Origin of the sequence: Aureimonas endophytica, assembly GCF_014642635.1 — a bacterium.
Taxonomy (GTDB): domain Bacteria; phylum Pseudomonadota; class Alphaproteobacteria; order Rhizobiales; family Rhizobiaceae; genus Plantimonas; species Plantimonas endophytica.
On sequence record NZ_BMIQ01000005.1, the window covers coordinates 292,044 to 314,156 of the forward strand.

A 22,113-nucleotide genomic window follows, 5' to 3' on the forward strand; every position below is an offset into this window, starting at 1 on the left:
ACAAGGGGAGGAAGACAGATGAGGAAATGGATTCTCGCGGCGCTCGCCGCCACTTCGCTGGCCGGCGCCGCTCCGGCCCGCGCCGCCTGCGATCCCGACTATTCGGGCGTCCAGCTGAACTTCGCCAGCCAGACCGGGCCCTATATCGCCTCGGCGCTGCAGATGGCCGCGAAGAAGTGGCACGACAAGACCTGCGGCACGGTGAACGTGGTGGAGTTCCCCTGGTCGGAGCTCTATCCGAAGATCGTGACGGCGCTCACCTCGGGCGAGGCGACCTTCGACGGCATCACCTTCCCGCCCGCCTGGGCGCCGGACTTCACCGACTTCCTGACCGAGATGCCGGCGGAGATGCGCCAGGGCAAGGACTGGGACGACATCGCCCCGGTCTATCGCGACCGCCTGATGGTGTGGAACGACAAGGTCCTGTCGCAGTCGATGGACGGCGACGTGCATACCTATACCTACCGGATCGACCTCTTCGAGGACCCGAAGGAAAAGACCGACTTCAAGGCCAAGTACGGCTACGATCTCGCGCCGCCGAAGACCTGGAAGCAATATACCGACATCGCCGAGTTCTTCCATCGGCCGGACAAGAACCTCTGGGGCGTCGCCGAGGCCTATCGGCGCGGCGGCCAGCAGTTCTGGTTCTTCTTCAGCCATGCGGCGGCCTATACCAACCATCCGGACAATCCGGGCTCGATGTTCTTCGATCCGGAGACGATGAACGCTCAGATCAACAATCCCGGCTGGCTGCGGGGGCTGGAGGAGTATATCCGCGCCTCCAAGCTCGCGCCGCCGAACGCGCTGAACTTCTCCTTCGGCGAGGTGAACGCGGCCATGGCGGGCGGCCAGGTGGCGGAATCGATCGGCTGGGGCGATACGGGCGTCATCGCGGCCGATCCCAAGCAGTCGAAGATCTCCGGCAAGGTCGGCTCGGCCGTGCTGCCGGGCTCCGACGAGATCTGGAACGCCAAGACGAAGAAGTGGGACAAGTTCCCGGAGATCATCTCCTCGCCCTTCATGGCCTTCGGCGGCTGGCAGGCGGCCGTGCCGCAGACGACTCCGCATCCGGACGCCGCCTGGAACTTCATCCACTTCCTGACCAGCCCCGAGATCTCGGGCGAGGCGACGGTGACGGGCGGCACGGGCGTCAATCCCTATCGCCTGTCGCATACGAGCGACGTGAAGCGCTGGTCGACGATCTTCACCGATCGCGAGGCGAAGGAATATCTCGGCGCCCAGGCGGATTCGATCGCCGCCAAGAACGTCGCGCTCGACATGCGCCTGCCCGGCTATTTCTCCTATACGGAAGTGGTCGAGATCGAGCTCTCCAAAGCGCTGGCCGGCGAGGAGGAGCCGCAGAAGGCGCTCGACACGATCGCGGCGGAATGGAACCGGCTGACCGACGAGTTCGGCCGCGACAAGCAGCTCGCCGCCTATCGCGCCGCGATGGGCCTGCCGGCGAAGTAAGCCGGCGGCGGTGGCGGCGGGCCTTCCCGGCCCGCCGCGCCTTTCCTCGACGATCAAGCACTGGAGCGGCGTTCCCATGGCCGGGGTCACACTCGAAGGCGTCACCAAGACCTATGGCGCGGTGACGGTCATTCCGCCGCTCGACCTTGAGATCCGCGACCGCGAATTCGTCGTGCTCGTCGGGCCGTCGGGTTGCGGCAAGACGACGACGCTGCGGATGATCGCGGGGCTGGAAAGCGCCTCGGGCGGGCGGATCGCGATCGGCGAGCGCGAGGTGACGGATCTGCGGCCGGGCCTGCGCAACTGTTCCATGGTGTTCCAGAACTACGCGCTCTATCCGCATATGACGGTGGCCGAGAACATCAGCTACGGCATGCGCGTGCGCGGCACCGGCCAGACGGAGATCGCCGCCGCCGTGGCGCGCGCCGCGCGCGTCCTCAACCTCGAACCCTATCTGGCGCGGCGGCCGAAGCAGCTTTCCGGCGGCCAGCGCCAGCGCGTCGCCATCGGCCGCGCCATCGTGCGCGAGCCGGACGTCTTCCTGTTCGACGAGCCGCTCTCCAATCTCGACGCCAAGCTGCGGATCGAGATGCGCACCGAGATCAAGGCGCTGCATCGGCGCCTCGCCACGACGATCGTCTATGTCACCCACGATCAGGTCGAGGCCATGACCATGGCGGATCGCGTCGTGGTGATGAATGGCGGCCGCATCGAGCAGGCGGCCGATCCGATCACCCTCTACGAGAAGCCGGACAATCTCTTCGTCGCGGCCTTCATCGGCGCCCCTTCGATGAACTTCCTCGAGGGCCGCGTCGAGCGCGGGGAGGGCGGCCCGACGTTCCGGGCCGATGGCGGGGTCGAGCTGCCGCTTCCGCCGCGCTTCCACGCCGCCGCGCTTGCGGGGCAAGGCCAGGCCGTGGTGCTCGGCATCCGGCCCGAGCATGCGCTGCCGGTCGGCGCCGCCGGCCCGGCCGTCCGCCTCGCGGTGCGCGACGTCGAACCGCTCGGCCCCCATACGCTGCTGATCGGCCAGGTCGGCGCCGCGCCCTTCACCGCCGAGGCCTCGGCCCATACGCCCGTCGCGCCCGACGAGACGGTGTCGATCCCGCTCGACCTCGACCGGATGCACCTGTTCGACAAGGCAAGCGGCAAGGCGATCGGGCGCTGAGGGGGACGGGATTTCGCGCAGGCATCATTCGCGCCGCGGGTCGGTCCCGGCTTTGCCCGAGAGCTCCTTCAGGACGTCGAGAAAGACCGCGAAGCGGTCCGGGCCGACCTCGCGGGACCATTCGGTCTGGAGATAAGTCAGGCGCGCGTGGATCGCGTCGGCGATCGCCCAGCCGCGCGGCGTCAGATGCACCAGACGCCGATCCGCGTCGCCCTCCGCGCGGCGCTCGACATAGCCGAGACTTTCGAGCTGGCCGAGAAGGTAGTTCACGGCCTGGCGCGAGATGTTCTTCCGCCGTGCCAGCTCGGACGGCCGCACGCCGTCGGGCAGCGGATAGGAGAAGACGGCGAAATGGGCATCCTGGAACTCGGGAAAGCCCGCCGCGTGGATCGCCTCCAGAAGCTCGGCCCGCACATGCTGCCAGGTGATGCGCATGAGTGCGCCGAAGCTCGGCGGCGGCAGCGTGCGCTTGGAAGGCGGGGCGGCGTCGTAAGGATCGTCCATTGACAGCCTTGTAAAGTGGCTTTACGCCTATCTGTAAAGTCACTTTACAACGGATGCGCCACCGATGGAAGCGGATGACCGGGATCTGGTGCGCATCGGCGATCTCGAACTCCGTTTCAGGATCGGCGAGCCCTCCGCCACCGTCTTCGAGTTCCGCGTGCCGCCCCGGGCCCGCGTTCCCGCCCCGCACCATCACGCCGAAGCGGACGAGATCGTCTATGGCCTCGACGGCATCCTGACGGTGACCCTCGACGGCGTGGTCCGGGAACTGGCGCCGGGCGAGGCCGTCTTCATCCCGCGCGGCCGCGTGCATCATCACGAGAACCGGCATCCCGGTCCCGCCCGCGCCCTGGTCGTGATCACGCCCGGCACGATCACCCGCGCCTATTTCGAGGAGCTGGCGGCGGTGATCGACGGGCCGGGCCGGCCGGACCCCGAAAAGGTGCATGCCGTCATGGCGCGTCACGGCCTCGTGCCGGCCTGACCTCTTCCGAAGATACCAATCGCCCCCGCAACCGAGCCGTCCTCCGATGTCCGAGACGCAGACCGACACCTACTTCCTCGCCGGCACGCTCCTGCGCTTCCTTCAGCGCGATCCGGAGGCGGGCTACTGCCTCGTCGAGGCGCTGGTCGCGCCGGGCGCCGGCCCGCCGCCCAACCGCCATCCGACCGACGACGAGGCCTTCCACGTTCTGGAGGGCACGTTCGAGTTCGGCATCGGCGCCGAGATCCTGCGGCTCGGCGCCGGCGGGTTCGTCCGCGTCCCGCTCGGCGAAGCGCATACGTTCAGGAATGTCGGGGAGGCACCCGGACGCCTGCTCATCGTCAACACGCCCGGCACGCTGCATGTGAACTTCTTCTCGCAGGCCGGCGAGCCCATGCCGCCCGGCACCTGGCGCCTGCCCGATCCCATGCCCGCGCCCGACGTGGCGCGGCTTCTCGAAACCGGCCGCCGCAACGGCATGGAATTCCTGCTGCCGGAGTCCTGAGGAGGCGCGGAAGGCAGGCCGCGCGGGGATGTCGCCGTATCGAGACCGCGGCGGCAAGGATGCGGTGACGCAAGGACGCCGCGCCCTGCGGCGAATGCCCTTCGAGAAAGGATATGGCGGCGTCGATCCGGTAGAGGGCGGCGCTGTTCTATCGCAGTTTCAAAGGCGGTATGTCGAAAACACCGCTTCGACCTCGGCATCGGTCGCGATCTCGCCGCGCTCGATCTCGGCTTCGGCCTCGATCAGGTCGGCTTCTTCCTCTGACGTCAGTTGATAGACCGCCTTGTCATGGCTGGCATAGGCCAGCACCATGTGGGCAATATCGTCCGGCATTTCAGGGGAGAGGGTACGGGCGATCTGAACCGCCTGTTCGAGACGCTCGGTCATGTTTTCGTCATGCCTGTTATTCCACAAGAGAAAAGCGAATACTAATCAGCGGCTTGGGTTTTGTGCAAATGTCTTGATCCATACACCGCCGCAGCCGAAGGCTTGAAGCAAGCCTTATGGAGAAAAATGCTTCGGCCAAGACAAGAGGTGTACAATGTCGGGACCAGCAGGTGGAATCACATCCAACACGACAAGCATGTCGTTACGGCATAAATTTAATACTCACATCAATCCCGATTGGGAGAGGGGCATTGTTGTTGCGGTTGACGGAGCGGGCAATGGTAAAGGAGTTCGGATAAGTCCTGCTCTTTCCAAACTCAACTCAGAGGTGCTTGCGGCGGTTGAAAGAGGCGTTGCAGGCACAGCAATTGAGCCGGTTGCGGCGAAACGTGTTAACACTGAGGAGCGCCTCAGAGCTTCGCAGGAGGCGACGAATCTTACTCCTGAAGAAAAGGCCAAGGCTGCCGAAATCATCAACAAGCAGATCGCCGAACTCGATATGAAGCTAGGCTCGTTCAAGGGAACGGACGCTTACAACCGCTTTATCTCAGCATTCGCAAAGTACGAATTGAAGTAGGATAGTTCCATAACGCATCTTATGCAACTTGCACATCTGATTGATCTTGCGGTGATAACCGCCGTACTGAGCGCAGCGGGCAAGCGCTTCGCCGCTCCGCTCCCTGCCCCGTCCGACGCCCGTCTCGCCCGTTTCGCCGAACGGCTCAGGTTGCATCGGCGCGGCGAAGCGGGTCCTCTGGCGGCATGGACCTGAGCCCCGCCACCCTCGCCCTCGTCGTCGCCACCTTCTTCGTCGCCGGGCTCGTCAAGGGCGTCACCGGCATGGGCCTGCCGACCGTCGCCATGGGCGTGCTCGGCGCCGTCCTCTCGCCGCTGGCGGCGGCGAGCCTTCTCATCGTGCCGTCCTCGGTCACCAATCTCTGGCAGCTCTTCGCCGGGCCGAGCGTCTCGGCTCTTTCGCGCCGGCTCTGGCCGATGATGGCGGCGATCGTCCTCGGCACGCTGGCGGGGTCCGCCATTCTCGCCGGCGGCGACGGCCGGGCCACGACGACGGCGCTCGGCCTCGCGCTCGTCCTTTATGCCGCCGTCACGCTTCTCGCCCGGCCCTGGCGGGTGCCGGCGGCCTGGGAGCGCATCGCCTCGCCGCTGGTCGGGCTGGCGACCGGCCTCGTCACCGGCGCCACCGGCGTCTTCGTCATTCCGGCCGTGCCCTATCTCCAGTCGCTGGGCTTCGAGCGCGACACGCTCGTCCAGGCGCTGGGCCTTTCCTTCACCGTCTCCACCTTCGCGCTGGCGGCGGGGCTTCTCTGGCAGGGCGCCGCGCCCGGCACCGGCTGGCTCGCCTCGGCGCTGCTCGTCCTTCCGGCCCTTGTCGGCATGGGCGCCGGCCAGATCGTCCGCGCCTTCATCAGCCCGGCGGTCTTCCGGCGCGTGTTTCTCGTCGGCCTGCTGCTGCTCGGCCTCGAAATGACGGCGCGCGCGCTGGTCTGACGCCGGCGCCCTTCCATCGAGCCGTGGAAAACCCGGTGCCCCGCATCCCGCCGCCGCGCGGCGTGCTAGGCTGAAGGCTTGCGGCAGGGCTCCCGATCGCAAGGGAGCGGGCGAAGAACGGTTCGGATGCGCATCGACAGTCCCTCGCAGATCGACCTTTTCGCGATCGACGGCGCCCCGGCGGCGGCGAAGGCGCGCGGCCGGGCGGCAGCGGGCGCGCGGGCGGTCAAGCGCGGCGGGCGCGGCGCCGCCCAGCCCCGGCCGGCGCCGGACGAGGAGGCGCTCGCCGAGCGTCTGGAGGCGAGCGGCCGGTTTCGCGTGCTGCGCCGCCTGGAGCCCCGGCCGGTGGCCGCCGAGCTCTGGCCGGCGGGCGCGGCGCCGAGCGCCAGCGGCACCCGGCTCGGCATCGTCCTCGACACGGAAACGACCGGGCTCGACCATGGCCGCGACGAGATCATCGAGCTCGGCATGGTCGCCTTCCTCTACGACGAGTCCGGCATCGGCGAGGTCGTCGGCGTCTTCAACGCGCTGCGCGAGCCGGGCGTCCCCTTCGGGCCGGACATCACCCGCATCACCGGCATCACGCCGGAGATGGTGGCCGGGCAGTCGATCGATCTCGACGCCGTTGCCCGCTTCATCGCCCCGGCCAATCTCCTCATCGCCCACAATGCCCGCTTCGACCGGCCCTTCTGCGAGGGGCTGCTGCCGGCCTTCGCCGCCAAGCCCTGGGCCTGTTCGGTGGCGGAGGTGGACTGGGCGGGGCGCGGCTTCGAGGGCTCGAAGCTCGGCTATCTCGTCGGCCAGTGCGGCTGGTTCCACAACGGCCATCGCGCCGTCGACGACTGCCACGCGCTGCTCGCCGTTCTCGCCCGGCCCGGCCCGGCGGGCGAGGCGCCGCCCTTCCTGGCGCTGCGCGCCTCCGCCGCCAAGCGGCGCTGCCGCGTCTTCGCCGAGGCGGCCCCCTTCCATCACAAGGACAAGCTGAAGACGCGCGGCTATCGCTGGAGCGACGGCACCGGCGACATGCCGAAGAGCTGGTGGCGCGAGGTGGAAGAGGACGGCGTCGAGGCCGAACTCGCCTTCCTCAAGGAAGAGGTCTACGGCACCCGCATGGATCTCGAGCCGCACCTGCGCTGGCTGACCGCCTTCGAGCGCTATCGCGGCTGAGGCGCCGTCAGAGGCTCAGCGCCGAGGCATAGCCGGTGAGTTCGAGATAGCCCTTGCCGCCGGTGGTCCGCACCGCGCCCTCCCAATAGACCGGCAGGCCGCTGCCCCGCCCGTCGAGCTCCTGCGCGTCGAAGAGCGGGTCGAGGGGAAAGTCGCGCACGCCCTCCGGCAGCGTGACGCTGAGCGTCTGGCCGACCGGATAGAGGGCGTTTGTCGCCGGCGAGCGCCATTGCCGCGTCACCTTAAAGCGCACGTCCTCCGGCCGGAGCCGGGTGATGCTGCCGTCCGCCCGGCGCAGCGAGCCGCCGGCCCAGACCGTGCCGCCGTCCCGGCCCCTGATGCGGAAGGCCATCAGCGCCCCGCCATCGTCGAGATTGAGCCCGGTCCAGTCCCAGCCCGCCGCGTCCGTGGCGAGGTAGTTGGAGGACCATTCGCGGTCGAGCCACGCCTCGCCGGTGACCGCCACCGTCCGTCCCCCTTGGGAGACGCTGCCCGTCACCTTCAGGTGCGGCATGGAATAATAGTGGCTGGCATCGGCCGGGTCGGGGCCCTTGCGGCTATAGCCGCCCTCGCCCTGGAGAAAGACCTCCTGGCTTGGCGCGAAGCCGAGATCGAGGGCGAAGTCCGGCGCCGCGACGCGGGTGGTGAAGCGCCCGTCCGCCTCGCGGCGGAACCGCCAGTCGTCGATCGAAACGGCGGCATCGCCCTCGGCCGCCTCGGCGATGCCGAAGCCGGCGCGGGCGGCGCGCTCGCCATGAAGCAGATGGCCGACCGCCGGGTCGGACAGAGCCGCATGGGCGAAGAGCACCTGTTTCGGCGCGAAGCGGCTGGGATTGTCCGGATCGACCGCCGGCCGCGTGCGGAAGAACGTCACCTGGAAGCCGCGATCGCGCCCGTCCTCGCCACGCAGCCAGCCGGTGACGTACCACCATTCGGTGCGGAAGGCGGGATGGGCGCCGTGATCGGCCGGAAAGGCGAGCGCGACGCCGGGCTTCACCACGGGATAGGCGATGTCGGCCGCAAGCGCCGGCAGGGCGCCGAGAAGAACGAGGAGGAGCGCGAGGAGACGGCGCATCACCAGTCCTCCCGCACGGCGAGAACGGCGGCGGGCGCCACGGCGCGGCGCCCGGCCAGCATCGCCGTGCCGGCGGCGGCCGCGACGAGCGCGGCGGTGACGGCGAGGATCGTTCCGAAGGGCAAGCGCGTCGACATCGTCCAGTTGAAGGATTGCGGATTGATCACATGGATCAGCACCTGGCTGAGGGCGAGGCCGAGCGCGACGCCCGCCACCGCGCCGACGGCGCCGATCAGCGCGCCTTCCAGCCCGAGCATGCCGAGGATCTGCCGCTTCTCGACGCCGAGATGGCGCAGCATGCCGAATTCGCGGACGCGGGCGATGGTCTGCGACGACATGGTGGCGGCGACGCCCGCGAGGCCGACGAGGATCGCCACCGCCTCCAGGAGATAGGTCACGGCGAAGGACCGGTCGAAGAGGTCGAGCGCGAAGCGGCGCAGCGTCGCGGGGCGCGCCAGGGACACGGTGCCGCGCAATTCGGCCGGCAGCGCCGCCACGAGATCGCGCTCGGCCGTCGCCGCGTCAGTGCCCGGCCGAAGCATCACCGCCGCCTCGTCGCGCGTGGCATCGCCGGTGAGGCGCGTATAGTCCGCGTCCCGCAGCACCAGCGCGCCCTGCTGGCGGGCATAGTCGCGCCAGATCCCGGCGACCGCGAAACGCGCGCTCCCGCCGAGCGGCAGCTCGATCCGCTCGCCGACACGCCAGCCGTAGAGTCGCGCGGCGGGTTCCGACACCCAGACCGGCACCGCGTCGCCGGGCAGCGTCCCGGCCCGGTCGATCAGCACCAGCAGCCGTTCCGGCCGGTCGGCCGGCATCGCCCGCGCCAGCAGCACGACGGGCGGCCGGTCCGGCCGCAGCGTCAGCGGGATCTGCCGGCTGAAGGAGATCGCCGCGACGCCCGGCACCGCTTCGAGCCGGGCCTGGAGCGCCGGATCGAAGCTCGCCCGGCCCTCGCTCCGCAGATAGAGATCGGCGGACAGGACCTCGCCGAGCCATTCGTCGACCGCGCCGCGAAAGCTCGTCACCATCGTCGCCATGGCGATCATCAGCGCCGTGCTGGCGACGATGCCGCAAAGCGCCGTCGCCGCCTGGGCGGGCGCGCCGTGGACATGGCGGGTGGCGAGAAGCGGCGGCACGCGCCGCATCGGCCGGCGGGCGAGCGGCGCGAGGATCAGCCGGGCGAGCCAGGGCACGCCGGCGACGCCGCCGGCGAGAAGCAGCGCCATGCCGAGAAAACCGAGAATCGGCAGGCCGCCGAGCGGCGGCGCGAGACAGGCGAGGATGCCGGCGCCGACAAGGGCCAGCGCCGGCTTCCAGGGCACGGGACGGCGCGGGTCGAGCACGTCGCCGCTGTTCTTCAGCGCGGCGGCCGGCGCCGCCTTGGAGGCGGCCCGGGCCGGCAGGATGCTGCCGAGCATCGCCGCCGCGACGCCGAGGACGAAGAAGATCGCCGCCGCCAGCGGCTGGAAGGCGACGCGCGCCGCGGTGCCCGAGAAATAGCCGGCGCCGAGATCGCCGCCGAAGAGGCCGAGCACGAGGCTGGCGAGGCCGTAGCCGAGAAGGAGGCCGAGCCCGGAGCCGAGAATGCCGATGAGGCAGCCCTCGATCGCGACGACGGCGACGATGCCGCCGCGCGGCAGGCCGAGCGTGCGCACCAGCGCGAAGGCCCGGAGCCGCCGCGCCACCGAGAGCGACTGGGCGGAGAAGACGAGAAAGGCGCCGGTGAGGAGCGCGACCAGCGCCAGCATGTCGAGATTGACCCGGTAGGCGCGCGACAGGGCGCTGCCCTGCGCCACCTCCGTCTCGGCATCGCCGAGAAGCGCGGTGCGGCCGATCAGGGCGCGCAGCGCCGGTTCGGCCGCCTCCCGGTCCGTCAGCTTCAGGTCCAGCCGGTCGAGCCGGCCGAGACGGTCGAAGCGCCATTGCGCCGTCGCGATGTCGACCGTGCCGATCGCCTGGCCCTCCGGCACGCCGGCCAGAATGCCGACCAGCACCAGGGGCACGGTGCGGCCATGGGCGGTGACCTCCAGCCGCTCGCCGATGGCGGCGCCGGTCGCGGCCTGGGCGGCGCGCGACAGATAGAGCGCATCGGCCTGGAAAACGCCCTCGTCGCCGGCATCGGGGCCGATGGCGCGGCGCCCGACGAGGCTCGGCGAGACATTCGCCGCCCGGATGACATCGAGGCCGAGAAGGGTGAAGGCGGCGCCCTTCGCGGTGGCGTCGAGCCGCACGACCGGGCTCGCATTGCCGATGCCGGGCGCCTGGAGGACGCGCGGATAGAGCGCCTCGTCGAAGCCGAGCGGGCTCGCGGCGCGCACCGACAGGTCGGCCGCGCCGTTGACGCCGCGCACCGCCGTGTCGAAGGAGGCGAGCGCCGAGCCGTTGACGAGATGGACGGCGAAGCCGAGCGCGACGCCGATGGCGATCGCCACCACCGTCGCGAGAAAGCGCGGCCAATGCGCCCGCCCCTCCCCGGCGATCATCCAGCCGAGCGCCAGCCGAGCCGCGACGACATCGCTCTTCGCCGCGATCATGGCCGGAGGCCCTTCGCCGTCAGCGTCAGGACGCGGTCGGCGATCTCGGCCGTCGCCGCCGAATGGGTGACGATCACGGCGGCGGCGCCCCTGTTCCGCACCGCCTCGGCGAAGAGGCGCAGGACGCCGCGCGCCGTTTCGGGATCGAGATTGCCGGTCGGCTCGTCGGCGAGGATGAGCGCCGGCTCGTGCACCAGGGCGCGGGCGATGGCGACGCGCTGCAATTCCCCGCCGGAAAGGTCGCGCGCATAGCTCTCGCCCCGCGCGCCGAGCCCCACCGCCGCCAGCATCGCATCGGCCCGCGCGTCGATCTCGCGCGCCCGGCTCGACACCAGCGCCAGCGGCAGCGCCACGTTCTGGCGCAGCGTCAGATAGGGCAGGATGTGGAAGGCCTGGAAGACGAAGCCGATCCGCTCGCGCCGCAGCCGCGTGCGCCGCACCTCGTCCAGCGCGTCGAGCTCGACGCCCTCGACCCGCACCTCGCCGGCATCGCCCGTGTCGAGCCCGGCCAGGATGTTGAGGAGCGTCGACTTGCCGACGCCGGACTCGCCGAGGATCGCCACCAGCTCGCCGCCCGCGACCGCGAGCGACAGATCGGCGAAGAGCTGCCGGCTTTCGACGGACTTGGCGAGCGCCCTGACGTCGAGGATCGGGAGGGGAGAGATCAAGGGGCCATCCGCATGTCGCCTGCTGCTGCGCTGCGAGATCGGCCGCCAGGGCCGCCTCGTCAACGCGGCGTTTCGCCTAAGTCGCGAGCCGGGTCCCGGCCCTGCACCGGCCCGCCTCTATCCGCCGGACGCAGCGGACCTCTATGCTGGTCGCACGCCGCATCGAGCGTCGCCCGCCATGTCCGTCCGCCGCCTCGTCTCCCTGCCGATGTATGCCCCGCCCGAAGGCGCGCTCAACGCCTTCGCGGCCGGTCTCCTCGCGGGGCTGCGGCGCGCCGGCTTCGCGCCGGAATGGACGGTGCCCGGCGATCTTTATCCCCATTGGAACGACCCGGCGCTGCTCCTGTCGCAGACCTGCGGCTATCCGCTGACCCATGCGCTGGCCGGCCGGGTGACGCTCGTCGCGACGCCCGTCTACGATGCGCCGGGCTGCGAGGGACCCTTCTATCGCAGCGCCGTCGTCGTGCGGGCGGTGGATCCGGCGCGGCGCCCTCAGGATCTCGCGGGAAAGATCGCGGCCTATAACGGGCCGGATTCGCAGTCCGGCTTCCATGCGCTGCGCGCCGCGATCGCGCCGCTGGCGCGCGGGCCGGCCTTCTTCGGCGGAGCCATCGAGACCGGTTCGCATCATGGCGCGATCGAAGCCGTGCTGGCGGGCCGGGCGGACGCCGCCGCGATCGACGCCGTGACGCTCGCCCTCTGGCGGGACGCCCATCCGGATGCGCCGCTGCGGGTGCTTTGCGAGACGCCCGCCGCCCCGGCTCTGCCCTTCGTCACCGCCGCCGACACCGCGCCGGAGGCACTGGCGCGCCTGCGGGAGGGTCTTCTCGACTGCATCCGCGACCCCGCTTTGGCGCCCGCCCGCCGGGCGATGCGGCTGAAGGGCGTCGAGATCCTACCGCTCGCCGCCTATGACGCGATCCTCTGGATGGAGGACGCGGCGGCGCGTTCCGGTCTCGTCCGGCTCTGAGCCGCCTCCCCTCCCACCGGCCCGCGCAAGGCCGTTCCGCGCGACCGAGACGAAACGCAACGGCGATCTACGGAGGATGCCGGCGGCGAGGCATACATCTCTCTATCGGCACTATGGACTGATCTATCATCGGCCCCGACAGGCACGGGGATCGAAGGATGGCGACGAGGCGACACGGGGCGATCGAATGGCCGACGGCGATCCTGGCCGTCGTCATCCATGGCGGCTGGCTCGCCACGACCTTCTTCTGGGCCGCCCTGCCCTGGCCGCTCCTGATGCTGGTCGGCGGCTGGCTGGTCGCCTGGCACGGCTCCCTGCAGCACGAGGTGATGCATGGCCATCCGACGCGCCACCGCCGGCTGAACGATCTCGTCGGCTCGGCGCCGCTCAGCCTCTGGCTGCCCTACCGGCTCTACAAGAAGAGCCATATGTGCCACCATCGCGACGAGAGCCTGACCGACCCGATCGAGGACCCGGAATCGGCCTATCTGACGGGCGAGGTCTGGGCGCGGCTCGGCCCGGTCGGCCGCGCCCTGGCGCGGTTCAACAACACGCTGCTCGGCCGGCTGGCGCTCGGGCCGCTGGTGATGATCCTCGGCTTCCTCGCCAGCGAGGCGGCGGCGCTGGCGCGCGGCGAGCGGTGGCGGCTCGGCGTCTGGGTCCGGCATCTGGCGAGCCTCCTACCGGTGCTCGCCTGGCTGCATCTCGTCTGCGCCATGCCGCTCTCCGTCTATGCGCTGGCCTTCGTCTATGCCGGCGCCGCGCTCGGCCGCCTGCGCTCCTTCGCCGAGCATCGCTGGTCGGACGCGGTGGCGGAGCGGACGGCGGTGGTCGAGCGGGCGGGCCTCTTCGGCCTCCTCTTCCTCAACAACAATCTCCACGTCCTGCACCATCTGCGCCCGGCCGTTCCCTGGTATCGCCTGCCGGAGCTCTATCGGGCCGAGCGCGAGGCGCTGGTCCGCCACAATGGCGGCCTCGTCTATGACGGCTATCTCGACATCCTGCGCCGCTTCGCGCTCCGCCCCCATGACGAGCCGCTCTTCCCGCCGCTTAAGGCAACCGCCCGGGAGACGCCGGCCCCGGACCGCGCCCCCGCGCCCTTCCCCCGAGGTCTTGTCCCCAGCCTCGATTGAAGGAAGGATCGGAGATCCGTCGAACCGGAACTCCGTCATGTCCGTCCCGAGCGCGATCGCCGAGCCGCAGAACCTGTCTTCGGACGAGACCATGCGCCTCGCCCGGGTCTGGACGCTGGCGCTGGAGGTCTGGCGAAGCGAGGTCGAGGCGCGCGACTTCCTGCTCCGCCCTCATGCGATGCTGGCCGATCGTCGACCGATCGATGTCATCCTCGCGAGCGAGGGCGGCGCCGAAGCCGTGCTCGGCTGTCTCGGCCGGCTATGCCATGGCAGCGCCGCGTGAGGACGCGACAGCCCGGCCGAACCCGAGCGGGATCGCGGACTTAATCGCATCCGGCCCGGCCATTGCCTTGCGGCCGGGCGCCATGCAGGCTCCGGTCGGCGCGGCGGGCGGCGAGCGATTCGAGCGGTGGACTTTCCCAATTTCGGCACCCATTTCGCCCAGTCCTTCCTGCTCGCCTTCTCGGCGCTGTTCTCCATCGTCAATCCGCTGAGCGGCGCCCTGATCTTCCGCCAGCTGACGGCCGAGCGCAGCCACGAGGAGCGCCTGGGGCTCGCTCGCCGCATCGGCGCCTATGCGGCGATCGTGATGCTGAGCGCCCTGTGGATCGGCGTCTATGTGCTGAACTTCTTCGGCATCACCCTCGCGGCGCTGCGCATCGCCGGCGGCCTCGTCGTCGCGGCGGCGGCGTGGTCGATGCTCTCGACGCCCGAACAGCGCCAGGAGCGCAAGGAGAACCAGGCGGGCGAGGCGATGCATGCCGACGACGTCGCCTTCTTTCCGCTGACCATGCCGATGACGACCGGCCCCGGCACGATCTCCGTCGCCATCGCCCTCGGCTCGACGCGCCCCGCGCCCAATGCCGAATTCGCCGCCTTTCTCGCCGGAACCTCGCTGGCGGCGCTCGCCGTCGCGGCGCTCGTCTGGGTCGCCTATCACTTCGCCGATACGGTGGTCGGCTTTCTCGGCCGAGCGCGCACGCAGATCGTCAGCCGTCTCGCCGCCTTCCTGCTGCTCTGCATCGGCATCCAGATCATCCTCAACGGCGCGGCCGACGCCGCCGCGACCATCTTCCGACCGGCGGCCTGAGGCGAGAAGGCGGTGCTTCGGCGGCCTTCAGGACGGCAGGGCCTCGCTGCGGCCGGCCTCCGGCGGAGGCGCGGCGGCCGCCACGTCCTTGTCCGGCGCCGCTCGTTCCGCGAGCAGGCCGCGCCCCCGCGCCGTCAGCCGCAGCCATTGCTGCCCCTGCCAGCCGAAATGCAATTCGATGAGACCGAACTGGTGAAGCTCGGCCACGGCCTCCAGCCAGGGAAGCCAGTCCTCGGTGAGCATCGCGCCGATACTGTCCTCGGCGGCGTCCGTGTCGTCCAGCCGGGCGAGGAGGGCGAAGTGCAGGGGCGAGGCCTCGAAGAACCGCAGCTGCGCGCCGGGTCTGAAGACGTGGGGATAGGGCGAAAGGCCTTGCAGCAGCCGGCAGGAGCGCAGGAGCGCCGCGCGCGCCCTCTCGGCGAGCTGCCGGTCCCAGTCCCGTCCGGCGCGCTGTGCCGCCAGCCGCTCGCGAAACGCCATAGGTGTCATGGGGGCGCACTATAGCCGGGCGGAGGCGGCACGGAAGGCGCGCCGGCCGGTGCTTTGCGGGGCCGCCTACCGGCCGGCCCTCACTTCCCGCCGTGGCGGCCGACATCGATGACGACGCGGATGCGGCCGGGTTTCGAGGCCTTGACCTGCGTGATGCCGAGCCCGGCGATGAACATCTTCTGCCACGCCGCGGCCCGGAGCGGATGGTCGGGCAGCTTGGCCGTCAGCCCGCGCGCCGCCAGCCTCTCGCAGGCCTTGGCGAAGGGCATGCCGTCGGCGATGGGCAGCAAGGCGAGCTCGGTCTTCGCGGCCGACCAGTCCGCCGCCGAATGGCCGGTGATCCAGAGCACGTAGTCCTCCGTCTCGCGCGGCAGCGCCGCCTGGCCCTTGAGCCAGGCGTCGATGCGGCCGGGGCCGGCATTATAGGCGGCCGCCGCGAGCCCGAGACTGCCGAACCTGGTTCGCAGCAGCGTCAGATAGCGGGCGGAGGCGGCCAGCGCGGCGGGGGCGTCGAAGGGATCGGCAAGGCCATGCTCGGCGGCGGTGCCGGGCAGGAACTGGGCGATGCCCTGCGCGCCCCGGATGCTGACGGCCGCCGGGTTGAACAGGCTTTCCCGCCAGATCAGCCGCGCGAAGAAGGACGAAGGCAGGACGCGCCGACCCGCCTCCTCGGCGATCACCCGGCAGGTGTCCCGCGCGAAGCTCGCCGCGCCGATGCGCGCCGGCGCCGGCTCCTGCGCCGCCACCGGGCCGCCGGACAGGACGAGGACGAGGGCGAGAGCCGGTGGCAGGAGAGCGGCGAAGCGGACCATGATGACGCCGACGAGGACCGGCGATTTCGTCCTTTTCGCGGCCGGCGTGGCGCCGCCCTGCCGCATGCCGGGCGCGCCGGACGGGACGAGCCGTTCCAGGGGCTCGGGGCGCCGTCTTCGCCGATTGTTGGCTACACACCTATAGCTGGACAACTAAGCCCTTTGATTCGCTAGCAAAAAAGACCGGATGTCGGGTTCGGAACAACGGGCCGCCCCTTGGCTTTCGCTCCGGCAACAGGAGGGCGGACGATGCGGGCACTGACTTGGCACGGCAAGGGCGACATGCGCTGCGAGAGCGTTCCCGACCCGAAGATCGAGGACACGCGCGACGCCATCGTCAAGGTCACGGCCTGCGCCATCTGCGGGTCCGATCTTCATATCTATGACGGCGTCATTCCGTCCATGCAGCATGGCGACGTCATCGGCCACGAGGCGATGGGCGAGGTGGTGGAGGTCGCGCCCGGCGCCGCCTCCAAGCTGAAGGTCGGCGACCGGGTCGTCATTCCCTTCACCATCTCCTGCGGCGAATGCTTCTTCTGCCAGCGTGGCTATTTCTCCGGCTGCGAGCGCTCCAACCCGAACCGCGAGAAGGCGGCCAAGCTCTGGGGCAATTCGCCGGCCGGTCTCTTCGGCTATTCGCATCTCCTCGGCGGGTTTGCCGGCGGGCAGGCCGAATATATCCGCGTGCCCTATGCCGACGTCGGGCCGATCAAGGTGCCGGACGGCCTGTCGGACGAGCAGGTGCTGTTTCTCTCCGACATCTTCCCCACCGGCTACATGGGCGCCGATTTCTGCGAGATCAAAGGCGGCGAGACGATCGCCATCTGGGGCTGCGGCCCGGTCGGCCAGATGGCGATCCGCTCCGCCTTCCTGCTCGGTGCCGAGCGCGTGATCGCGATCGACACGGTGCCGGAGCGCCTGGCGATGGCGAGCGCGGCCGGCGCCATCCCGGTCGATTTCGGCAAGGAGGACGTCTACGACCGCATCATGGAACTGACCGGCGGGCGCGGCGCCGACGCGACGATCGACGCGGTCGGCACCGAGGCCGACGGCACGGCGAGCTTCGATTCCGTCATCGACCGCATCAAGACCGCCACCTTCATGGGCACCGAGCGCCCGCATGTCCTGCGCCAGGCGATCCATTGCACCCGCAATTTCGGCATCGTCTCCGTCATCGGCGTCTATGGCGGCTTCGTCGACAAGATGCCGATGGGCTCGGCGATCAATCGCGGCCTCACCTTCAAGATGGCGCAGACGCCGGTGCAGCGCTACCTGCCGCTGCTCTTGGAGCGGATCGAGAAGGGCGAGATCGACCCCTCCTTCGTCATCACCCACACCGCGCCGCTGGAAGACGGGCCGGACCTCTACAAGACCTTCCGCGACAAGAAGGACGGCTGCATCAAAGTCGTCCTGAAGCCCTGAGGACGCCATCATGACCCGTCAATTCGCCGTCGTCACCGGAGCCTCGACCGGCATCGGCTACCATCTGGCGCGGATCTGCGCCGAACGCGGCTTCGACCTCGTCGTCGCGGCCGACGAGCCGCGCATCCACGAGGCGGCCCGCGACTTCCAGGCGCTCGGCGCGCGCGTCGAGGCGGTGGAGGCCGATCTCGCCACCGCCGAGGGCGTCGACCGCCTCTATGCCGCCGTCACGGCCTTCGGCCAGCCGGTGGACGCGCTTCTCGCCAATGCCGGGCGCGGTCTCGGCCGGGGCTTTCTCGACCAGGATCTCGACGCCGCGCTGAAGGTGGTGGAGACGAATGTCAGCGGCACGATCCGGCTGATCCACCGCATCGGCCGCGACATGCGCGCGCGCGGCGAGGGCCGCATCCTGATCACCGGCTCGATCGCGGGCTTCATTCCCGGCGCCTTCCAGGCGGTCTATAACGGCACCAAGGCCTTCCTGAACTCCTTCGCCTTCGCGCTGCGCAACGAGCTGAAGGAGACGGGCGTCTCGGTGTCCTGCCTGATGCCGGGCCCGACCGAGACCGAGTTCTTCCGGCGCGGCGACCTAATGGACAGCGATGTCGGCCAGGCGAAGAAGGACGACGCCGCCAAGGTGGCCGAGGACGGGTTCGAGGCCATGATGAACGAGGAAGGCGACGTCGTCTCCGGCTGGAAGAACAAGATGCAGGCGGCCCTCGCCAACATCACCCCCGCCGGCCTCCTCGCCGAGCAGCACCGCAAGATGGCGGCTCCCGGAACGGCGAAGAGCTGACCGATCGCCGGGAGCCATGTGTATCGGCGTTTTCCGGGTAGGGACGCGACCGCAAAGCTCCTCCTTCTCCCGAGCCGGGAGAAGGTCGCGGCAGCGGGATGAGGGAGCCGTAGAGCGCCGGCGTCCGCATCGATCGGCTGACGCCACCGTTGGCGCCCTACGGTTCCCTCACCCGCCTGCCGGCACCCTCTCCCGGCTCGGGAGAGGGACGCGGTGGCACCGTCGGCGCTCGCTCGCATCGGCTGCTTCTTCGGTGCCTTACGAGACGAGGCCGCGCCACCGCATTCTTCTCCCTGCGGGGACAAGTGCCGGCAGGCGATGAGGGGTCGGCGGAGCCGAACGGCGGTCCACCAGTCTCCACCGCCGCATGCCCCTCACCCGGCCGCTTCGCGGCCACCCTCTCCCCGCAGGGGAGAGGAAGGGCGCCCGTTCTTCGCCCGAGGTGCTCGCATCAACCGCTTCTTCAGCGCCGAATAAGGCGGAGGCCGCAAAGCTTCCTCCTTCTCCCGAGCCGGGAGAAGGTCGCGGCAGCGGGATGAGGGAGACGTAGAGCACCAGCGTCCGCACGACGCGACGCCGATGCGTGCGCCCTACGGCTCCCTCACCCGCCTGCCGGCACCCTCTCCCGACTCGGGAGAGGGACGCGGTGGTGCTGTGGCGCCTTGCCCGCAAGGAAGCTTCTTCGGTGTCCTGAGGGACGAAGCCGCCCCACCGCTTTCTTCTCCCCTGCGGGGAGAAGTGCCGGCAGGCGATGAGGGGTCGGCGAAGCCGAACGGCCTCTAGACAATCTCCACCGCCGCGTGCCCCTCACCCGGCCCTGCGGGCCACCCTCTCCCCGCTGGGGAGAGGAAGGGCGCCCCTGCTTCTCCGGCCGTGCCGCTTCTCGGAGAGAAAGCGCGACCTCCCCTCGCCGCGTCGCTCCCCCCTCTCAGCGAACCGGCCGGGCCGCCGTCGCGCGGGCGGTTCTGGCAAGGTAGACCTCGACTCCGGCCCGCGTCAGGAACGAGGCGAGGGCGATGAGAACCGCAACCCAGCGGATGCGGCGCTCGTCGCGGGAGACTTCGATCTGGCGGGCGGCGAGGAGCGCCTTTTCGCGTTCCGTGATGTCGCCGATGATATGGCGGATGGCGTCCATCGTCGCCTGTTCCATCATGGCGATCTCGCGCCGGCGCGCCGCCTCGAAGCCCTCGTCGTCGTGAAGGCGGATCGAATCGCGCAATTCGCCGAGCTTGGTGTCGATCAGCCCGTCCAGCCGCGCGACGCGGGCGACCTGATCGGCACTGTCGGCGATCCCGTCCTTCAGCGTCGCGCGCAGCCGGACGAGCCGGTCCAGCGCCTTGTCATAGGGATCGAGATAGCGCCGGTCGCCGCTGAGAAGATAGCCGCGCTGGCCGGTCTCGGCATCGTCGAGCCCGATCAGGACGTCCTTCGTCGTATCGATCACCTCGAACGTATGGACGACGAGATCCTGGTGCCGGCTGAGGAGGCTGTGCGTCCAGCCGGTGGCGAGGACGCCGGCGGCGATGACGATGCCGACGGGAATCGAGCGCAGGAGCACGGGCGTCGTCAGGACATCGCGACGCAGTCTCCGCCACGACCAATCCGCCATCCCCCGCCCTCCGCTCCGCTTGCTCAGTGCCGAAATCGGACGGCGGCTTCCGATGTCAAATCCCCGAAGCCAGGTTTCGCGGCGGAACCGCCGTGCCGGGCGGAAAGCGGCAAGAACCGCAGAGGGTCCCGCGAGCGGCGATCCTCCGATCGGCGACGGGAATGTACAGATATGTCCACAAACCGCGCCATCGAGGTTTTGAAAATTGACAGTACCGTACATTTTCTTCTAGCCTCAAGCAGCCGCCCCAACCCGAAGGTGCCGCGATGTCCAACGATCCCCTGCTGCAACCCTATCAGCTGAAGCATCTGACGCTGCGCAACCGCATCATCGTCACCTCGCACGAGCCGGCCTATCCCGAGGACGGCATGCCGAAGGAGCGCTATCGCGCCTATACGGTGGAGCGGGCGAAGGGCGGCGTCGCGCTGACCATGACGGCGGGCTCGGCCGCCGTGGCGAAGGACAGCCCGCCCGCCTTCAACAACATCCTCGCCTATAAGGACGAGGTCGTGCCCTGGATCCGCGAACTCACCGACGCGGTGCACGAGGCCGGGGCGGCGGTGATGATCCAGCTCACCCATCTCGGCCGGCGCACGCGCTGGGACAAGGGCGACTGGCTGCCGGTGGTGGCGCCCTCACACCGGCGCGAGGCCGCCCATCGCGCCTTTCCGAAGCGGATCGAGGACTGGGACATCGCCCGGATCGTCAAGGACTATGCCGACGCCGCCGAGCGCATGCGGGCCGGCGGCATGGACGGCGTCGAGCTCGAAGCCTATGGCCATCTCCTCGACCAGTTCTGGTCGCCGCTGACCAACGATCTCGACGCGCCCTATGGCGGCTCGCTGGAGAACCGCATGCGCTTCGGCATGGAGGTGCTGCGGGCGATCCGCGAGCGCGTCGGGCCGGACTTCATCCTGGGCCTGCGCTACAGCGCCGACGAGGCGGTGGAGGGCGGCATCACCCGCGAGGACGGCTTCGAGATCTCGCGCCGGCTGAAGGCGAGCGGCCTCATCGACTATCTCAATATCGTGCGCGGCCATATCGACACGGATGCCGCGCTGACCGACGTGATCCCGATCCAGGGCATGGCGAATTCCCCGCATCTCGACTTCGCCGGCGAGATCCGCGCCGCGACGGACTTCCCGACCTTCCACGCCGCCAGGATCCCCGACGTCGCGACGGCCCGTCACGCGATCGCCAGCGGCAAGGTGGACATGGTGGGCATGACGCGCGCCCATATGACCGACCCGCATATCGTGCGGAAGATCATGGCGGGCCGCGAGGACGACATCCGCCCCTGCGTCGGCGCCAATTACTGTCTCGACCGGATCTATCAGGGCGGCGCGGCCTATTGCATCCACAATGCCGCGACGGGCCGCGAGCTGACCATGCCGCATGTCGTGCCGCCCGCGCCCCGGCCGAGGAACGTGGTCGTCGTCGGCGCGGGGCCGGGCGGGCTGGAGGCGGCGCGCGTTTCCGCCGAGCGCGGCCATCGCGTCACCGTCTTCGAGGTGGCCGACAAGCCCGGCGGCCAGATCCGCCTCACGGCCCAGAGCCCGCGCCGGCGGGAAATGCTCGGCATCGTCGAATGGCGCATGGGGCAATGCGAGAAGCACGGCGTCGCCTTCCGCTTCAACACCTGGGCGGATGTCGCGGCGATCGAGGCCGAGGCGCCGGACGTCGTCGTCGTCGCCACCGGCGGCCTGCCGCATACCGAGATCCTGTCCGCCGGCAACGAGCTCGTCGTCTCCGCCTGGGACATCATCTCCGGCGACGTGAAGCCCGGCTCCGACGTCCTCGTCTTCGACGACGCGGGCGATCCGGCCGCCCTCCAGGCGGCGGAGATCATCGCGCTGACCGGCGCCCGGGTGGAGATCATGACGCCCGACCGCAGCTTCGCGCCGGAGGTGATGGGCATGAATCTCGTGCCCTCCATGCGCGCCCTCCAGAAGCTCGATACGACCTTCACCGTCACCTTCCGGCTGGAGGCGGTGGAGCGGAGCGGCAACCGCCTCCTCGCCCGGATCGGCAGCGACTATGGCGGCGTCGCGAAGGAGCGCCTCTACGACCAGATCGTCGTCAATCACGGCACGATCCCGCTGGACGACATCTATTTCGAGCTGAAGCCGCTCTCCTCCAATCTCGGCGAGACCTCCTACGACGCGCTCGTCGCCGGCGAGCCGCAGGCGATCGTCGGCAATCCGGCGGGCCGCTTCCAGCTTTTCCGCATCGGCGACGCGGTCTCGGCCCGCAACACCCATGCCGCGATCTACGACGCGCTGCGCCTCGCCAAGGATTTCTGAGCGGCGGGCGAAGACGCC

At 69.9% G+C, this 22,113-nt stretch carries 21 protein-coding genes and 1 pseudogene; 14 read left to right on the top strand and 8 right to left on the bottom strand.

From position 1 onward, the window contains the following. The first annotated feature begins 18 nt into the window (after window positions 1-18). A complete protein-coding gene (locus tag IEY14_RS16990; protein WP_188910593.1) occupies window positions 19-1,470 on the top strand; it encodes an extracellular solute-binding protein in 1,452 nt (483 codons plus the stop codon). Between the two features lie 76 nt (window positions 1,471-1,546). Beyond that, window positions 1,547-2,638: an ABC transporter ATP-binding protein gene (locus IEY14_RS16995; RefSeq protein WP_188910595.1), complete on the top strand. Its 1,092-nt coding sequence runs from the start codon at window positions 1,547-1,549 to the stop codon at window positions 2,636-2,638. A 24-nt stretch (window positions 2,639-2,662) separates the two neighbouring features. Here IEY14_RS16995 and IEY14_RS17000 read toward each other — a convergent pair whose 3' ends face one another. Then, window positions 2,663-3,142, bottom strand: a complete 480-nt coding sequence (locus tag IEY14_RS17000) for a MarR family winged helix-turn-helix transcriptional regulator (RefSeq protein WP_188910597.1) — start codon at window positions 3,140-3,142, stop codon at window positions 2,663-2,665. Window positions 3,143-3,206: 64 nt separating this feature from the next. On the opposite strand from IEY14_RS17000, the gene IEY14_RS17005 reads away from it, so the two are divergent. Together IEY14_RS17005 and IEY14_RS17010 are read left to right on the top strand one after the other, a co-directional pair. After that, the gene (locus tag IEY14_RS17005; protein WP_188910599.1) at window positions 3,207-3,626 is read left to right on the top strand and encodes a cupin domain-containing protein; all 420 of its coding nucleotides are present in this window, start codon (window positions 3,207-3,209) and stop codon (window positions 3,624-3,626) included. Window positions 3,627-3,672: 46 nt separating this feature from the next. Continuing rightward, the gene (locus tag IEY14_RS17010) at window positions 3,673-4,131 is read left to right on the top strand and encodes a cupin domain-containing protein (RefSeq protein WP_188910601.1); all 459 of its coding nucleotides are present in this window, start codon (window positions 3,673-3,675) and stop codon (window positions 4,129-4,131) included. A 159-nt stretch (window positions 4,132-4,290) separates the two neighbouring features. Here IEY14_RS17010 and IEY14_RS17015 read toward each other — a convergent pair whose 3' ends face one another. After that, window positions 4,291-4,518 carry a hypothetical protein gene (locus IEY14_RS17015; RefSeq protein ID WP_188910603.1) on the bottom strand — a complete coding sequence of 76 codons (228 nt, stop codon included), beginning with the start codon at window positions 4,516-4,518 and terminating at the stop codon, window positions 4,291-4,293. 154 nt (window positions 4,519-4,672) lie between these two features. Between IEY14_RS17015 and IEY14_RS17020 the strand changes: the two genes are divergently transcribed. The 3 genes from IEY14_RS17020 (at window position 4,673) to IEY14_RS17030 (ending at window position 7,194) form a co-directional block, all read left to right on the top strand. Further along, a complete protein-coding gene (locus IEY14_RS17020; protein WP_188910605.1) occupies window positions 4,673-5,095 on the top strand; it encodes a hypothetical protein in 423 nt (140 codons plus the stop codon). A 185-nt stretch (window positions 5,096-5,280) separates the two neighbouring features. After that, a complete protein-coding gene (locus tag IEY14_RS17025; protein WP_188910607.1) occupies window positions 5,281-6,027 on the top strand; it encodes a sulfite exporter TauE/SafE family protein in 747 nt (248 codons plus the stop codon). A 126-nt stretch (window positions 6,028-6,153) separates the two neighbouring features. After that, the gene (locus tag IEY14_RS17030; RefSeq protein WP_188910609.1) at window positions 6,154-7,194 is read left to right on the top strand and encodes a 3'-5' exonuclease; all 1,041 of its coding nucleotides are present in this window, start codon (window positions 6,154-6,156) and stop codon (window positions 7,192-7,194) included. A gap of 7 nt (window positions 7,195-7,201) precedes the next feature. Here IEY14_RS17030 and IEY14_RS17035 read toward each other — a convergent pair whose 3' ends face one another. Genes IEY14_RS17035 through IEY14_RS17045 form a run of 3 tightly spaced genes read right to left on the bottom strand, consistent with a single transcriptional unit; the run spans window position 7,202 to window position 11,471 of the window. Continuing rightward, complete coding sequence (locus IEY14_RS17035; protein ID WP_188910610.1) at window positions 7,202-8,269, bottom strand: lipocalin-like domain-containing protein; 1,068 nt, start codon at window positions 8,267-8,269, stop codon at window positions 7,202-7,204. Then, window positions 8,269-10,803: an FtsX-like permease family protein gene (locus IEY14_RS17040; RefSeq protein WP_188910612.1), complete on the bottom strand. Its 2,535-nt coding sequence runs from the start codon at window positions 10,801-10,803 to the stop codon at window positions 8,269-8,271. The genes IEY14_RS17035 and IEY14_RS17040 overlap by 1 nt, the downstream gene beginning before the upstream one ends. Beyond that, window positions 10,800-11,471 carry an ABC transporter ATP-binding protein gene (locus tag IEY14_RS17045; RefSeq protein WP_188910614.1) on the bottom strand — a complete coding sequence of 224 codons (672 nt, stop codon included), beginning with the start codon at window positions 11,469-11,471 and terminating at the stop codon, window positions 10,800-10,802. The genes IEY14_RS17040 and IEY14_RS17045 overlap by 4 nt, the downstream gene beginning before the upstream one ends. 178 nt (window positions 11,472-11,649) lie before the next feature. Here IEY14_RS17045 and IEY14_RS17050 point away from each other — a divergent pair, with 178 nt between their 5' ends. From IEY14_RS17050 to IEY14_RS17065, 4 genes and pseudogenes are all read left to right on the top strand, one after another. Next, complete coding sequence (locus IEY14_RS17050) at window positions 11,650-12,441, top strand: phosphate/phosphite/phosphonate ABC transporter substrate-binding protein (RefSeq protein WP_188910616.1); 792 nt, start codon at window positions 11,650-11,652, stop codon at window positions 12,439-12,441. Between the two features lie 158 nt (window positions 12,442-12,599). Further along, window positions 12,600-13,574: a fatty acid desaturase gene (locus tag IEY14_RS17055; RefSeq protein WP_188910618.1), complete on the top strand. Its 975-nt coding sequence runs from the start codon at window positions 12,600-12,602 to the stop codon at window positions 13,572-13,574. 43 nt (window positions 13,575-13,617) lie between these two features. After that, a pseudogene (locus IEY14_RS25995) lies at window positions 13,618-13,857 on the top strand (antitoxin Xre/MbcA/ParS toxin-binding domain-containing protein); the annotation flags it as partial. Window positions 13,858-13,983: 126 nt separating this feature from the next. Beyond that, complete coding sequence (locus tag IEY14_RS17065; protein WP_188910622.1) at window positions 13,984-14,664, top strand: MarC family protein; 681 nt, start codon at window positions 13,984-13,986, stop codon at window positions 14,662-14,664. 27 nt (window positions 14,665-14,691) lie between these two features. On the opposite strand, the gene IEY14_RS17070 is transcribed toward IEY14_RS17065, so the two are convergent. Both IEY14_RS17070 and IEY14_RS17075 read right to left on the bottom strand, forming a co-directional pair. Further along, a complete protein-coding gene (locus tag IEY14_RS17070; protein ID WP_188910624.1) occupies window positions 14,692-15,153 on the bottom strand; it encodes a hypothetical protein in 462 nt (153 codons plus the stop codon). An 80-nt stretch (window positions 15,154-15,233) separates the two neighbouring features. Next, the gene (locus IEY14_RS17075) at window positions 15,234-16,031 is read right to left on the bottom strand and encodes a lytic transglycosylase domain-containing protein (RefSeq protein ID WP_188910626.1); all 798 of its coding nucleotides are present in this window, start codon (window positions 16,029-16,031) and stop codon (window positions 15,234-15,236) included. Between the two features lie 183 nt (window positions 16,032-16,214). Here IEY14_RS17075 and IEY14_RS17080 point away from each other — a divergent pair, with 183 nt between their 5' ends. Continuing rightward, window positions 16,215-17,387, top strand: a complete 1,173-nt coding sequence (locus IEY14_RS17080) for a zinc-dependent alcohol dehydrogenase (RefSeq protein WP_188910628.1) — start codon at window positions 16,215-16,217, stop codon at window positions 17,385-17,387. 10 nt (window positions 17,388-17,397) lie between these two features. Further along, window positions 17,398-18,183, top strand: a complete 786-nt coding sequence (locus tag IEY14_RS17085; protein WP_188910630.1) for an SDR family NAD(P)-dependent oxidoreductase — start codon at window positions 17,398-17,400, stop codon at window positions 18,181-18,183. A 928-nt stretch (window positions 18,184-19,111) separates the two neighbouring features. Here the strand turns inward: IEY14_RS17085 and IEY14_RS17090 are convergent. After that, entirely contained in the window at window positions 19,112-19,792 is a 681-nt protein-coding gene (locus IEY14_RS17090; protein ID WP_188910632.1) for a CHASE3 domain-containing protein, read from the bottom strand. A gap of 266 nt (window positions 19,793-20,058) precedes the next feature. Between IEY14_RS17090 and IEY14_RS17095 the strand changes: the two genes are divergently transcribed. Then, a complete protein-coding gene (locus IEY14_RS17095) occupies window positions 20,059-22,095 on the top strand; it encodes an NADH:flavin oxidoreductase (protein ID WP_188910634.1) in 2,037 nt (678 codons plus the stop codon). Window positions 22,096-22,113 lie beyond the last annotated feature (18 nt).